12 protein-coding genes are annotated in these 13773 nt (G+C 41.5%); all 12 read left to right on the forward strand.

Annotation, left to right across the window (positions count from 1 at the left end):
* Nucleotides 1-68: 68 nt before the first annotated feature.
* The 12 genes from IW510_RS19445 to celB all read left to right on the forward strand — a co-directional run bounded on the left by IW510_RS19445 (nt 69) and on the right by celB (nt 13764).
* Nucleotides 69-2384 carry an ABC transporter permease gene (locus IW510_RS19445; RefSeq protein WP_202062527.1) on the forward strand — a complete coding sequence of 772 codons (2316 nt, stop codon included), beginning with the start codon at nt 69-71 and terminating at the stop codon, nt 2382-2384.
* A gap of 5 nt (nt 2385-2389) precedes the next feature.
* Nucleotides 2390-3148: an ABC transporter ATP-binding protein gene (locus IW510_RS19450; protein ID WP_202062529.1), complete on the forward strand. Its 759-nt coding sequence runs from the start codon at nt 2390-2392 to the stop codon at nt 3146-3148.
* A gap of 328 nt (nt 3149-3476) precedes the next feature.
* Nucleotides 3477-4169 carry a response regulator transcription factor gene (locus tag IW510_RS19455; protein WP_202062531.1) on the forward strand — a complete coding sequence of 231 codons (693 nt, stop codon included), beginning with the start codon at nt 3477-3479 and terminating at the stop codon, nt 4167-4169.
* On the forward strand, nt 4156-5079 hold the full coding sequence (locus IW510_RS19460) for a sensor histidine kinase (RefSeq protein WP_202062533.1): 924 nt from the start codon (nt 4156-4158) through the stop codon (nt 5077-5079). The genes IW510_RS19455 and IW510_RS19460 overlap by 14 nt, the downstream gene beginning before the upstream one ends.
* A gap of 238 nt (nt 5080-5317) precedes the next feature.
* Nucleotides 5318-5500: a CopG family transcriptional regulator gene (locus IW510_RS19465; protein WP_086350614.1), complete on the forward strand. Its 183-nt coding sequence runs from the start codon at nt 5318-5320 to the stop codon at nt 5498-5500.
* An 83-nt stretch (nt 5501-5583) separates the two neighbouring features.
* The gene (locus IW510_RS19470) at nt 5584-6333 is read left to right on the forward strand and encodes an ATP-grasp domain-containing protein (protein WP_202062535.1); all 750 of its coding nucleotides are present in this window, start codon (nt 5584-5586) and stop codon (nt 6331-6333) included.
* A 278-nt stretch (nt 6334-6611) separates the two neighbouring features.
* Complete coding sequence (locus tag IW510_RS19475) at nt 6612-7025, forward strand: hypothetical protein (RefSeq protein WP_202062537.1); 414 nt, start codon at nt 6612-6614, stop codon at nt 7023-7025.
* Between the two features lie 197 nt (nt 7026-7222).
* Nucleotides 7223-8071, forward strand: a complete 849-nt coding sequence (locus tag IW510_RS19480) for a PRD domain-containing protein (protein WP_202062539.1) — start codon at nt 7223-7225, stop codon at nt 8069-8071.
* Complete coding sequence (locus IW510_RS19485; protein ID WP_202062541.1) at nt 8072-9934, forward strand: beta-glucoside-specific PTS transporter subunit IIABC; 1863 nt, start codon at nt 8072-8074, stop codon at nt 9932-9934.
* Between the two features lie 15 nt (nt 9935-9949).
* The gene (locus IW510_RS19490) at nt 9950-11383 is read left to right on the forward strand and encodes a glycoside hydrolase family 1 protein (protein ID WP_202062543.1); all 1434 of its coding nucleotides are present in this window, start codon (nt 9950-9952) and stop codon (nt 11381-11383) included.
* A gap of 1 nt (nt 11384) precedes the next feature.
* Nucleotides 11385-12179 carry a histidine phosphatase family protein gene (locus tag IW510_RS19495; RefSeq protein ID WP_202062545.1) on the forward strand — a complete coding sequence of 265 codons (795 nt, stop codon included), beginning with the start codon at nt 11385-11387 and terminating at the stop codon, nt 12177-12179.
* Between the two features lie 274 nt (nt 12180-12453).
* Nucleotides 12454-13764, forward strand: a complete 1311-nt coding sequence (gene celB, locus IW510_RS19500) for a PTS cellobiose transporter subunit IIC (protein WP_202062548.1) — start codon at nt 12454-12456, stop codon at nt 13762-13764.
* The last annotated feature ends 9 nt before the right edge of the window (nt 13765-13773 follow it).

Genomic DNA, 13773 nt, shown 5'->3' on the forward strand with positions numbered 1-13773 from the left:
CTCTGTATTCTATTGGTGTAGATAAGAAAAGTGTTGTATTCATTATCAACCAATAAAGGAGTGGGATTATGTATTTTCGTATTATTCGAAACGATGTACTACAAAGTAAGCTAATTACAGCAACAACAACGATGTTTATCACTGTAGCAGCAGTGTTGATTACATTGGCAGCGGTATTAGGGGTGAACCTGTCTGGGTCAATTGACAATCTTCTTGAGCAGACTAGGAGCCCTCATTACATGCAGATGCATGGAGGAGAGCTTGACAAAGAACGAATGCAGGAATTTGCGGACAATAATTCACTTGTTGAACAATATCAGCTTAGCGAGTTTCTCAATATCGAAGGCGGAAAAATTCAAGTCGGTGACTATACATTTGCCGATAATGTGCAGGACAATGGTATCGCAGTGCAAAATAAAGCCTTTGATTTTATGCTTGATTTGGAGAATCAGCCGATACAGGTAAATAAAGGAGAGGTCTATGCGCCGATTGCTTATGTAAAAGAAGGGCTGATTAAGGTTGGCGACGAGCTGACAATTGCGGGAAAAGAACTGACGGTCAAAGGCGCAGTGCGTGACGGCCAGATGAATGCCAATTTTGCTTCATCGAAGCGTTTCTTAGTTAACAAGGAGGATTATGCAGAGCTATTCTCCGAAGGAAGCTTGGAATACATCATTCAATTTCGATTGAACGATTTGAGTAAGCTGAACGAGTTTGAAGCAGCGTATCGGGATGCGGATTTGGAAATGAATGGACCGTCCGGAACCTTGGGCTTGTTTAAGGTCATTAATGCGATTTCCGATGGGATTATGATTGCGATTCTTTTACTGGTGAGCTTGCTGGTTGTTGCTATGGCATTCATGAGTATCCGATTTACACTGTTGGCGAAAATAGAAGAAGATTTCAAAGAGATTGGCGTAATGAAGGCGATTGGACTGCAGGTGAGAGACATCAAGAAAATCTATCTGGCGAAGTATGCATTGGTCGCTTTTATCGGAGGAATTGTCGGCTATCTGCTCTCTATTCCTTTGAGTCAGCGTTTATTAGCAGATATAAAATTAGTGATGGGGGAAAGCGGCAAAGAAGGATTCAGTCAACTGATAGGAATCGTCGGTGTGCTGCTCTTATGGCTCTTGATTCTTGCTTATGTGTATCTGTTATTGAACCGATTTAAGAAGATTTCTGCTGTGAAAGCTATTCGGACAAATGGCTCGGAGGAAAAAGTATCTACGCGAAAGCCAATCAGTCTGCAAGCTTTCAAGTGGCTTCCGACAAACGTATTTATGGGTGTTGTTGATGTGGTCAGTCGTAAGAAAATGTATCTCACGATGCTTTTAGTATTTATGCTGGCATCCTTCATCATGATTGTTCCGAGCTTGACCTATCAAAGCATGTCGTCGGAATCATTTACAGAGTATCTTGGTTATGGACAAATGGATATGATGGCTAGTCTTTATCAGGATGAAGAGACGGAAGTACATGCAGAGCAGCTGGAAAAGAAGCTGACCTCTGATGAAGAAATCGAAGCCTATAATGAAATCACGACGAAGCCCTTTAAGGTCAAGTCGCAAAATGGTGCAGACAGTATCTTGACCGTTGAGCTTGGAGATCATAATAACTTTCCGGTTGAGTACACAGAGGGGAAGGCACCAATTCAGGAAAATGAAATTGCATTATCGCAGCTAAATGTAGAAGAATATCAAATGCGATTGGGAGATACTATCACAATTGTTAAAAACGGCGAGGAAAAAGAACTGATTTTATGTGGTGTCTATTCTAACATTTTTAATGGCGGGAAGACGGCAAAGGCAGCATTTACAGATACAACTACTGAAACGATGTGGAAAAGCTATTTCATCAAGCTGAACGACCCGACCAAAGCTGATGAAAAAATGGCTGAATATAAGGCAGCGCTGCCTTTTGCCAAAATATACAATGTTTCCTTATACAAAGAACAAATATTTGGGCCGACCATCCAATCGATAGGAGGAGTAGCACTGGGTTCAATTGCCGTAGCATTGCTTATCACCGGGTTAGTGACGGCATTATTCATGAAGCTGTTAGTTGTTAAAGACAAAAAAGAAATTGCTGCATTGAAAGCAATCGGTTATACCAACAAAGATATTTCTACTCAATATCTTTCTCGAAGCCTGATTATTCTAGTTGCAGGCTTGCTTCTGGGAACTTTGCTGGCAAGTACTCTAGGACCCGTTTTAGCAAGTGTAATGATGTCGATGATGGGGATGACCGCATTTCAGTTAAGTGGTAGTTTGCTGATTTATCTAGGGTGTCCGATACTGATGTTTCTGATGACTGTCTTGACGACCAAGCTTATCAATAAAAAAGCCGGCATAATCAATATTGCAGAAAATTTAAAGGAGTAAAGACAATGGAAAAATTAATAATAGGAAAAGGCATCATCAAGACCTTTGGTGAGCAGACAGAAGAGGTGAAGGTATTAAACGGGATAGATATAGATATTTATAAAGGAGAATTCGTGTCAATCATGGGAGCATCCGGCTCAGGAAAATCTACTCTGATGTACGCGTTGAGCGGAATGGACACAATGAATGGCGGAACCGTTGATTTTCAAGGACAGCGATTGAATGATATGACCGAGGAAGCTCTTGCAAATTTGCGAAGAACACAGATGGGCTTTATCTTTCAACAGCCTACGTTACTGAAAAACCTTTCGATTTTAGATAATATTGTCTTGCCAATGTTGCGTGACAAGAGCAATCAGCCGAAGGAAGTATTTAGTCGTGCTGAACGTCTGATGGAGAAGGTAGGAATTGAGGAATTAGCTGACCGTAGAATCACTCAGGTATCTGGCGGACAGTTGCAAAGAGCCGGTATCTGTCGTGCACTTGTCGGACAACCTGAGATACTTTTTGGCGACGAGCCTACAGGGGCATTGAATTCAAAAGCAGCGCAGGAGATTATGAATAGTCTGATTCGAATTAACCGAGAAGGGACAACGATTTTAATCGTCACCCATGATGCCAAAGTCGCAGCGCAAAGTGAACGTGTCCTATTTATGGAGGATGGCTTGATTACAGATGAACTGTTCTTAGGAAAGTATATGGAGCGAGAGCTGGAACAGAGAATTGGACAGGTCAGCGCTAAAATGCTGGAGACAGAAGTTTAAATCGATTATCTGGCTAATACCTGTTTATTAAGTTAAGAAAGCTCGTGGACTAATCGAACATACTAAGTGGAAAAATAAGCACAGTTGGACAGCAGACGGTTCAACTGTGTTTTTGTTAAGTGGCTTGGGAGGACAAATGCCGATATAAAGTGTCCTATTTTTCAAAAGAAAGGAGAGCTGAGACTCTTGTTTTATTGTAAAATGGAAGGAGGAGTAACGAATGTAGAAAATGAGTGTACTTGTTTTGGCAAAGAGACCCTGAGGGAATGAAAATTTTGAATGTACATAGCAAAAAAGCTGTTAACTAGCTGAAAAGAGGGATGAATAGATGGGATACCACATACTTGCAGTCGATGATGAGAAGGAGATTATCAAGCTGTTAAAACTATACTTAGAACGAGATGAGCTAACGCTGTATGAGGCATATGATGGAAAAGAGGCCTTGACAGTTCTTGAAGAACGGACGATTGACTTATTGATTGTCGATATCCTGATGCCTGAGATTGGCGGTTTTGAACTGATTAAACGTGTAAGGAAAAACAGCAACATACCGATTATTGTTATTTCAGCCTGTGTCGACTCCTCTGATCGTATTTTCGGTTTAGAGTTAGGTGCAGACGATTATATTATCAAACCCTTTGACCCGCTTGAGGTTGTTGCACGAGTCAAGGCATTGCTTCGCCGGTATAACACATTAGGCTCGAACATAGGGCTTGATACCGCTCATATTTCAGTAGGAAGCCTGAAGCTGGATACTCATTCATGTACGGTGCGAACAGAGGCCGAGGACGAGATTGAGCTGTCAGCGGTCGAATTCCGTGTATTGAAGCTGCTGATGGAAAATCCTGGCAGAGTCTTTACTCGAGAACAGATTTTCGAACAAGGCTGGAAGGATGAAATCGTCAGTGACAACAGTATCCGTGTGATGATGAGCAAGCTGAGAGATAAAATAGGTCCTGAAAGAATTAAAACCATTAGAGGCTTAGGGTATCGATTGGAGAAAAATCATGAAGGAGCTTAGAAATGCGATTTTAAAGCGGTTTGTCCTTTTCTTTTTGCTGTTGTCTGTGATTGTATCTTTACTTGACAGCTTTGCGTTTGAGTATGGACAATATTTTTTGGCAGAGGATTATCGGATGTATGCGCTAGTTTTAGGCGGTGTGTCACAAATACTGGCTGTCGCCCTATTTTCGTATTTGTTTTACCGTTCGATTGATAAGAAAATTACTGAAAAAAGCCATGAGCTGGCAAAGGCTCAGACACTTCTATTTGCCAATATCGCTCATGACTTGAAAACACCTTTGACAAGTATCAACGGTTTTTCAAAAGCTCTCCATGAAAATGTGGTAACGACGGAGGCAGAGAGAAACGAACTGGCATTAATCATCCATCAGAAATCGGAAGCTGCAAATGAGTTGTTGGATTTACTGTTTCAATACACTAAGCTGAATTCAGAGGATTTCCAACTGAAAAAAGAGGCGCTTGATATAAGTTATTTGCTAAAGGAAACAGTAGCAGAGGTTTATGATGTGATTGAGGCGTATTCGATTGAGCTGCTTCTCAATATTCCTGAGCAGGAAAACGTTCATTTCGTTGATAAAGTGGAAATGAAGAGAGTTTTTACTAATCTGATTGTCAATGCGTGTCGGCATAATCCAGCGGGGACGAAGCTATTGATTGCTGTCGAAAATAAGGACGACCAAATGGAAATCATCTTTGCCGATAATGGCACGCCGATTCCGGAAGTACAGCGAGAGCAGCTATTCAAGCCCTTTGTCAGTGAGAACCAAACAGAGCGGAATTTTCACGGCAGCGGCTTAGGCTTAGCGATTTCAAAAACGATTGCCGATAAGCACGGTTTTAGTCTTGAGTTGAATCATGAGGTCAGTGAGTACACGAAAAAATTTGCCTTAGTACTGTTACAGAGTTGAATGAAATAATAGGAAACAGTGTTAAAGAATACGTCCTGATATACGGAAGTGCAGCATGGCTATCGGTATATTGGGGTGGAGTTCTTACGTAGCTTTACTGATCGAAGGGGTCAAAAAACGCTGGAGATCATTGTATCAGAAAATCAACTCGTCTTTTATTGAAGTAAAAGAGTTGTGTTGCACAGGTGTAACACTTATGTTATTATATCAATAACAAAACAAGGCTAGAGGTGACAATGTGGCAACAGATAAAAATCGAGTAATGATTAGTTTGGATGATAAAAATCTGGAAAAGCTGGAGCATTTAGTTGAAGATGCTCGTGACCGTAGAGGGTTGCGCCTGACAAAATCACAAGTAATCGAATTATTGTTGAATACAGTAGAGACCTTTGATGATGTTATGGGGAATATCAAAAACTGATTGGAAAGAACAGGAGAGGATTCTCCTTTTCTTTAATGAATAAGTGTTGCACTTGTGAATCACTAGTGAAAGGAGTGGCAGAGATGACTGTCTATATAAGAGAAGCAGCAATACCCACTGAAACCAGTATCAATAAGTACAATGCACTGGTGGGCTTCTATTTGAGAGGAGAAGAAATTGTTCGCTATCAGTCGGTGAATGAAATCAAGGAATTAAGAAAAGAAGATATTGTTGTTGATTACATCAAAGAGACGTTAGATATTTTGACCTTGATGGGAATTGAAACAGCTTTTGAAGATTATCCTTCTGAGCTCTCAGCGTTTTATGGCCGTAAGATTCGTACAGGTTTTTTAGGCGAAATCGTGAATAATCCTGATAATTGGGGACAGTTCGTCAAACCCTTGTTAGCAGACAAAGCGTTTACCGGCAGAGTTGTGAATGGTACACGAGATTTAATTGGTATCGGCTTACCTTTTGATTTCCCCGTATGGATTAGTGAGGATGTTTCTTTTCAAGCCGAATGGCGAGTGTTTGTGCTAAACAGAAAGGTTCTGGATGTTCGACCATATAAAGGCGATTATCATCATCTATGTTACGATGCTTCTGTAGTAGATGAAGCTGTGGCAGCCTGGCAAACGAGTCCTTGTGCGTATGCATTGGATATTGGTGTTACAGCTGACGGTAGAACCTTGGTAGTTGAAGTCAATGATGGCTATGCGCTGGGAAATTACGGCTTAATGCCTATCTCTGCCTCACAGTTTCTGGAAGCCCGCTGGCAGGAAATGACAGCTCCCTATTTTGAGAAGCATGAGGTGTTATTATTAAAGCCATGATTGATATGCGGTTAAACGTTAGTCAGTAGTTTTTATGGATTATTTAAAAAGTCGGAAAATAGCACATACATTTTTTATGATTGGCAAATTTTTGGTAAACTAAGAGATGAAGGTAGGAGAAGAGTTATCCTTGCTTTTCTTTTATCAGTAATGATAAAAAGTTTTTCTTTGTAAGAAATATATTTAGTTTGTGATGAATTTGCTGTATACTTTTGGTAGTGAGGATTTTGTTTGCAGCAGCTTCTGTGCTTTGGCGGATCAACAATGGAGGGGATCTTATGAAATTGCAGGAAGTAAGAAAAGAATATGGGCTTAATCAACCCATTTTTTACCAATGGATGGTGGAGCAGAAGCTCATAGAGGAGACAAACAAGGGCTATGCCGTTGGCCCTAATGCTCTGAAGGGGATGCGAACCATATCAACAAGCTATTTGAATGACACTGGACAGACAATTGACAGAGTACAGGTAACGATTGAAGATACACAGATTTCCGAGTTGCTTCTGCAATATGAACATTCAGGAAAGACAGAACTATATGCGGAGAAAGCAGCAACTAATAAAGAAAAAACGACTTCTGAGCTGGCAGCTGAGCTTGCTTGGGCTGAAAAGCGAATCAATGTACTGGAAAATCAGGTAAAGCTGTTAACCAGTCAGATGAAGCTCATTATGAGTCAAATCAAAACGAAATAAACAAAGAAAACGTTGACATTTCCCTTGAGGTTCGATAGAATGAAGACGAAAAATTAGAAAAAAAATCGAATCATGGCGCCGTAGTCGTGATTTTGAGTATGTTACTGAATACATCAGGCAGAACTCAAGAAAGTGTATGAAAAGCAGTGTGCTTTTTATAGGCTTTCTTGGGTTTTTTTTCTGGAAAGGAGGAAAAAATGAAGATCAGTCAAATATTAAATAACAATGTTGCTTTGGTCAAAAGAGGGGGATGTGAGGTCTTTGTAGTTTCTAAAGGAATCGGCTTCAGACGGAAAAAAGGAGAGCAGGTTCCTGAGCATGAAATAGAAAAAATGTATATTTTGGATTCTTACGACATGCTGGATCATTTCAGCTATCTTTTGTCTCACTCAGATCCAAATGACATCATTCTGATTGATAATATTATTTCCTATAGCGAATCGGAGTTGGGGATCATAGCAAGTGATTATTTAAGTTTGACTCTTCTCGATCATTTGGAGTTCCTGTTGAAGCGTGTGGAAAAGAACCAGTTTATCAAGAGCCCGTTAATCTGGGATATCAAACGATTTTATCCGAAGCATTTTGAGGTAGGCCTCAAAGCCTTGCAGATGATTACTGAACAAAAAGGCATTGAGCTGCCGGAGGATGAAGCAGTTTCGCTGACCCTTCACTTTGTAAATATGGAAGAGAGTCGGGAAACGAAGGAAGATCGTATCAAGGAAATGAGAGCCTTAAGTGATATCGTTTCGATTATCGAGCTGCATTTTCAAGTGAAGCTGGATGAGCGCTCAACAAACTATATGCGTTTTACAACACATTTACAGTATTTTGTTCAACGAATCATTCGCGGAGAAATACATGAGGATGAAAAAGAATCATTAGACCTGTACAAACAGGTCAGCCAACTATACTCGGAATCATTCAAAGCAGTGCAAAAAATCAAGGTGTATATCAAGTCGCAGTTTAAGACGGTGATTACAGTCAATGAAGAAACCTATTTGATGCTGCATATTAATCGAGTGACCGAACGACTGGAGGAAAAATAGATGAGTTATGAAAAACTGAACGAACAAATTATTGAGCTTGTCGGAGGCAAGGAGAACATACAGGCAGTCGCCCACTGTGTGACACGTCTGAGATTGACTTTAAAGGATCGGGCTGCTGCCAAAACAGAAGAAATCAAAGAGTTGGATGGTGTTATTGACGTTGTGTCCAATGAGGTGGCTTATCAAATCATTATTGGTACACATGTGATGGATGTTTATGCTGAATTTATGGCGATGCTGGGACTAACACCGGCGGATAATAGTCCCAAAGCGGATAAACCGAAAGGAATAAAAGGGATTGTGGGGTCAATTCTGGTCGTGATTTCTGAAACGATGACCTCTATCGTAGAGGTTTTACTGGCTGCGGGGATTTTAGCTGGGATTATGGCAATCTTTACACTAACAGGGATTGTCTCTGCTGAAAGTCCAACCTACATGATTTTTGACACGCTGCGTGGCGCAGTGTTCCATTTTCTACCAGTATTTATTGCAGCTTCAGCAGCCAAACGTCTGCATGTGAATCAATACCTTGCAATGGTGCTGGCAGTTACATTGCTATCATCAAATATTGATGGTGTTGAAGGGCTATCGATTTTTGGTTTTCAGTTACAGACGATCGGCTATGCGAATACATTTATTCCAATCATGCTTGGGGTTTGGTTTTTAGGTCTGGCAATAAAGTATTTGAATAAGCTCATTCCAAAGAGTCTGCATTATTTCTTAGTTCCCATGCTTTCTCTGGTGATTACTCTTCCAATCATTTTAATGATTTTTGGACCAATCGGAACGTGGATTGGTAATGGGCTGGATGCATTCTTTAACTTATTAATGACGACTATGGGGAATTGGATTGTAGTAACCCTTTATGCTGCTACGCAACCATTTTTAATTGTATTAGGAGCCGCAAACTTTACTTACCCACTTGTTTTAAATTTCTTAGCGTCTCTAGGATACGATCCAATCTTCATGGCTGCAGCGACGATTTCAGATGTGGCTGTTTGCGGAACGATGGTCGGTTACTTCCTGCGTGCCAGTAAAGGAAAAGAAAAACAAACCTTCGGAACAGTCAGCTTCAGTGCACTTATGGGGATTACTGAACCTGCCATTTTTGGGGTATTCATGAAATATCGTCGGCCATTTTTAGCAGTGATTATCGGTGGCGGAGCTGGTGGTATGATTGCCGGTTTAGCTGGTGTCAAAACAATGGGGATGGTTTGGGGCCTAGCGGCTATGCCAACATATCTAGCTGGTGGTGTAGCTAACTTTGTATGGATGCTAATCAGTGTTGTCGTTGCATTTGTTATAGCGACAGTAGTGGCTTATGGATTAGGTATTCCAAGTAGCGAGAAGACAACAGCTGAGCTGTCAGAGGATGAAGAACCAATTATCAGCGGTGATATACAAGGCTTGAAACAGGCAGCGATTGGTAAAATTGCTGACGGCGAAGTAATTGCGTTAAATGAGGTAAGCGATCAGGCCTTTGCTTCAGGTGCTTTAGGCAAAGGACTGGGCATTATTCCAAGTGAGTCTCAAGCGACTGTTCTATCTCCGGTAGATGGAACAATCACTGTTGTTTTTCCAACAAAGCATGCCTACGGGATTCGAACAGAGAGTGGGATTGAACTGCTGATCCATATCGGTGTCGATACTGTAAACCTGAACGGTCAGTTTTTCGAAAGCTTTGTGACACAAGGACAGAAGGTAAGAAAAGGCGAGCAGCTGGCGGTATTTGAAGTAGATAAAATTAAAGAAGCGGGCTTTGATCCAACGATTATGGCGGTTATCACAAATTCCAATGACTATTTAGATGTAATTTCAGCAAATGCAAATGATGCGGATGAGCTATTAACCGTAGTCTTTTAACAGGAGGTAGAGAAAATGAGTTTACCACAAGAGTTTTTCTGGGGCGGCAGTATTGCTGCCCATCAATGCGAAGGGGCTTGGCAAGAAGGCGGGAAAGGACCGGCCATTATGGATTTCGTAACGAAGGGCTCTAAAGATGTTCCACGGGCAATTACTGCGACGATTGAAGCGGGGCTGGATTATCCCTCCCATCAGGGCATCGATTTTTACCATCGTTACAAGGAAGATATTGCACTCTTTAAGGAGATGGGCTTTACAGCATTACGGTTATCCATTGACTGGTCACGGATTTTTCCAAATGGAGATGATGCAGAGCCTAATCAAGCGGGGCTGGATTTCTACGGTTCAGTTATTGATACGCTGCTTGAAGCTGGCATTGAGCCGATTGTGACTTTGTATCATTTTGAGTTGCCGATTCATTTGGTTCAACAGTATGGGTCATGGAAAAGCAGAAAGGTCATTGATTTTTATTTGACATTCTGTGAAACAGTGATGAGAGCATACGATGGCAGGGTCAAGTATTGGGTCACCTTCAATGAGATGAATCACATTGATCCTCAGTCCGAGCATTCCGACATTTTTACTTATTTGGTAGCAGGCTTGAAATATAGTGAGCTGCAAAATAAAGCACAGGAACTGGCGACTATAGGCTATAACATGACGCTTGCAGGAGTGAAGGCGGTGCGCTTGGCCCATGAAATCAATAAAGAAAATATTGTTGGTTGTGTCTTTGGCTTAAACCCGATTTATTCCTATAATTGCGATCCTGAAAATGTATTAAAAGGTTTCTTGGAGAACGATCGAGATTACTATCAAATTGATGCGATGTGCAATGGCAAATTTCCACGCTATAAGCTGAAGGAATACCAAGCGGCTGGCTTGACTGTCACTATCACAGAGGAGGATCAAGAAGATTTTGCCAAAGGGACACTGGACTTTATCGGCTTGAACTATTACTTCTCAAGTGTGGCTGAGCCAAAAGAAGAAATCGGAGGAGAGGCGTCACTTTTCGGTGGTGTTCAAAATCCTTATTTGAAACAGTCTAAGTGGGGCTGGGCGATTGATGCGACTGGCATTAGATATGTGATGAACTACTTGTATCGTCGGTACGAACTGCCGATTATAATTACCGAAAACGGCTTAGGTGCACAGGATGTAGTAGAAGCAGATGGACAGATTCATGACGACTATCGTATTGAGTATCTGACAGAGCATGTTGAGCAAATCAGAAAAGCAGTAGAAGAAGATTACGTGGAGTGTCTGGGGTATCTTGTTTGGGGACCTATCGATTTAGTCAGCGCCACAACTGGTGAGATGAGCAAACGCTATGGCTTTATTCACGTTGATTTAGATGACAAAGGGCAAGGTAGTCTGAAAAGAAGTAAAAAAGACTCCTTCCATTGGTTTAAAAAAGTAATCGAAAATAACAGTGAAGAAGGAGTAGAATAGCATGAAACGACTGGTGAAATTAGGTGTTGTAAGTTTAGTTGTTGGGTTGTTATTGGCTGGCTGCAATAGCGGCGATAGTGGGAAAGTCGGTACATCAGAAACTGGAAAAGCAGCAGCGGAAGAAACCGTGTTGTACTTTGTTCGCCATGGCAAGACGATGTTTAATACGACAGGACAAGTACAGGGCTGGTCTGATACACCATTAACCGACGTTGGTGTGGAGGGTGCTGAGAAGCTGGGACAAGGCTTGAAGGGAACGACTTTTACCAAAGCCTATTCCAGTGACTTGGGTCGAGCAGTTTCTACTGCCGAGTATATCCTGAAAAACTCAGGGAATGAAAAAACAGAGCTGACGACCTTATCTGGTATCAGAGAATGGGGCTATGGCGGCTATGAAGGACGAGACAACTCAGAAATGTGGATACCACTTTTTGAGGAGCACGGTCTGACCTTTGATGAAGACTGGACTCAGTATGGTGAACTGACAAGAAAAATGTCTGATGAAGAAATTGCCAATACGATTGCTGAAAACGATGAGACCAAGACTGCGGAAACCTACGATGAAATCACAAAAAGAACAGAGGAAGCATTGGATCAAATTATTGATGAAACCTCAGAAAAGGGCGGCAATGTACTGATTGTTTCCCATGGCAGTGAAATTCCTACGATTTTGGAACTCATCGCTCCCGGTTCTTATCAGGGAGAAGATATCGGTAATTGCAGTGTGACGAAGGTTGTCTACAAAGATGGAAGCTATACGGTGGAAAGTATTGGAGATAAGAGTTACTTAGAGTAATGATGTTGTTGCCTAAAAAAATGGAATAATGGCTGATACAGGGCTTCTTGCTGGCGTGAATGACGCTTTCGCAGGAAGCCTTTTTTAATTGGTAGGTATCTATTTTTATTTTCTTGTTGAAAGCGATTTCTGAATGTGGTACCATAGAATAAAATTGGTACCAACAAATATAGAGGGAGGAAAGAAAGCTGAGTCGGATGTCACAAAATACTATTGGTTGTCGTTTTTACACATGAGTCGATGAGCGTTTTCAAAAGAGAAGAGGGTGTAATAAATGAATAAGTTTAATTCGGTTTTAGAAGAAAAACTGCTGCCGATTGCAGCAAAGTTGGGTGCAAATAGGGTTCTGATTGCTATTAGAAATGGGATAACACTGAGTATGCCGCTGATTATTATTGGTTCACTTTTTCTAATTATCAGTAATTTTCCCATAGATGCTTGGATTGATTGGCTCGCTGAAACAGGTATTATTGATTATTTAAATAAGGGAACAAATGGCAGCTTCGGTATCATGGGATTAGTCGCAAGCTTCGGCATTGCACACAGTCTGGCGGATCAATATGGGGTAGATGGAACTTCTGCCGGTGTGATTGCTTTGTCCTCTTTTTTGGTGGCAACGCCAAATATTCTTTCGGGAGATGAAGCACCGATTGAAGGAATTCCGGTAAATTACATGGGAAGTCGCGGATTATTTGTGGCAATTGTTTTAGGAATCCTTACCGCATTAATCTTTCAGTGGTTTATCAAGCATAACATTCAAATCAAATTGCCGGATTCTGTACCACCTGCGGTTTCGAAAAGCTTTAGTGCACTGATTCCGGGTGCGGTAATCGTTACGCTTTGGTTGGTTATATTTGCAATCTTAGATACGACGAACATCGGGAATATTCATGACCTTCTACTGAAAATATTCGGTGGTCCATTAGGCATACTAGGTGCCACGATTGGCGGAACGCTCATTTCTATTTTCTTGAACAGCGCCTTTTGGTTTATGGGGATTCATGGCGGTAATGTGGTGAACAGCATTATCAGTCCGATTTGGCTCATGAATACAGATGCCAACCGGGTAATTTATCAAGCCGATCGTACGGCAGAGCTGCCTCACATCATCACGTCTTCGTTTATCGATAACTTTGTTTATATTGGCGGTGGTGGTGCAACCATTGGCTTGGTCATCGTTATAGCAATCGTAGCGCTGAAAAAGAATTCCAGCCAGCTGACAAAAACAATGGCACCGTTGACACTGACACCGGGGATATTCAATATTAATGAGCCGGCGATGTTTGGTTTACCGGTTGTGCTGAATATCAGCTTACTGATTCCATTCATTCTAGCGCCGATGGTCAATGCGCTCGTCACCTACTTTGCCATGTCATCGGGCATTGTCGGAAAAACCGTTGGTGTGGCAGTACCTTGGACGATGCCGCCGATTCTGAGTGGATTTCTAGCGACAGGCGGACATGCCAGTGGGGCTATTCTTCAAGTGGTACTTATAGTGTTAGATGTCATGATTTACTATCCATTTTATCGAACAGTAGAACGCCAGAATGTATTGGCTGAAACTGATAACGATACACAAAAATAAAGAAAATTG

The organism is Enterococcus sp. BWR-S5, from assembly GCF_016745255.1.
In the GTDB taxonomy this organism is placed as follows: Bacteria; Bacillota; Bacilli; order Lactobacillales; family Enterococcaceae; genus Enterococcus_L.

Bases quoted from the DNA above. Each gene is read 5' to 3' on its own strand.
- IW510_RS19445 (WP_202062527.1), top strand. From the start codon at position 69: ATGTATTTTCGTATTATTCGAAACGATGTACTACAAAGTAAGCTAATT.
- IW510_RS19450 (WP_202062529.1), top strand. From the start codon at position 2,390: ATGGAAAAATTAATAATAGGAAAAGGCATCATCAAGACCTTTGGTGAG.
- IW510_RS19455 (WP_202062531.1), top strand. From the start codon at position 3,477: ATGGGATACCACATACTTGCAGTCGATGATGAGAAGGAGATTATCAAG.
- IW510_RS19460 (WP_202062533.1), top strand. From the start codon at position 4,156: ATGAAGGAGCTTAGAAATGCGATTTTAAAGCGGTTTGTCCTTTTCTTT.
- IW510_RS19470 (WP_202062535.1), top strand. From the start codon at position 5,584: ATGACTGTCTATATAAGAGAAGCAGCAATACCCACTGAAACCAGTATC.
- IW510_RS19475 (WP_202062537.1), top strand. From the start codon at position 6,612: ATGAAATTGCAGGAAGTAAGAAAAGAATATGGGCTTAATCAACCCATT.
- IW510_RS19480 (WP_202062539.1), top strand. From the start codon at position 7,223: ATGAAGATCAGTCAAATATTAAATAACAATGTTGCTTTGGTCAAAAGA.
- IW510_RS19485 (WP_202062541.1), top strand. From the start codon at position 8,072: ATGAGTTATGAAAAACTGAACGAACAAATTATTGAGCTTGTCGGAGGC.
- IW510_RS19490 (WP_202062543.1), top strand. From the start codon at position 9,950: ATGAGTTTACCACAAGAGTTTTTCTGGGGCGGCAGTATTGCTGCCCAT.
- IW510_RS19495 (WP_202062545.1), top strand. From the start codon at position 11,385: ATGAAACGACTGGTGAAATTAGGTGTTGTAAGTTTAGTTGTTGGGTTG.
- celB (WP_202062548.1), top strand. From the start codon at position 12,454: ATGAATAAGTTTAATTCGGTTTTAGAAGAAAAACTGCTGCCGATTGCA.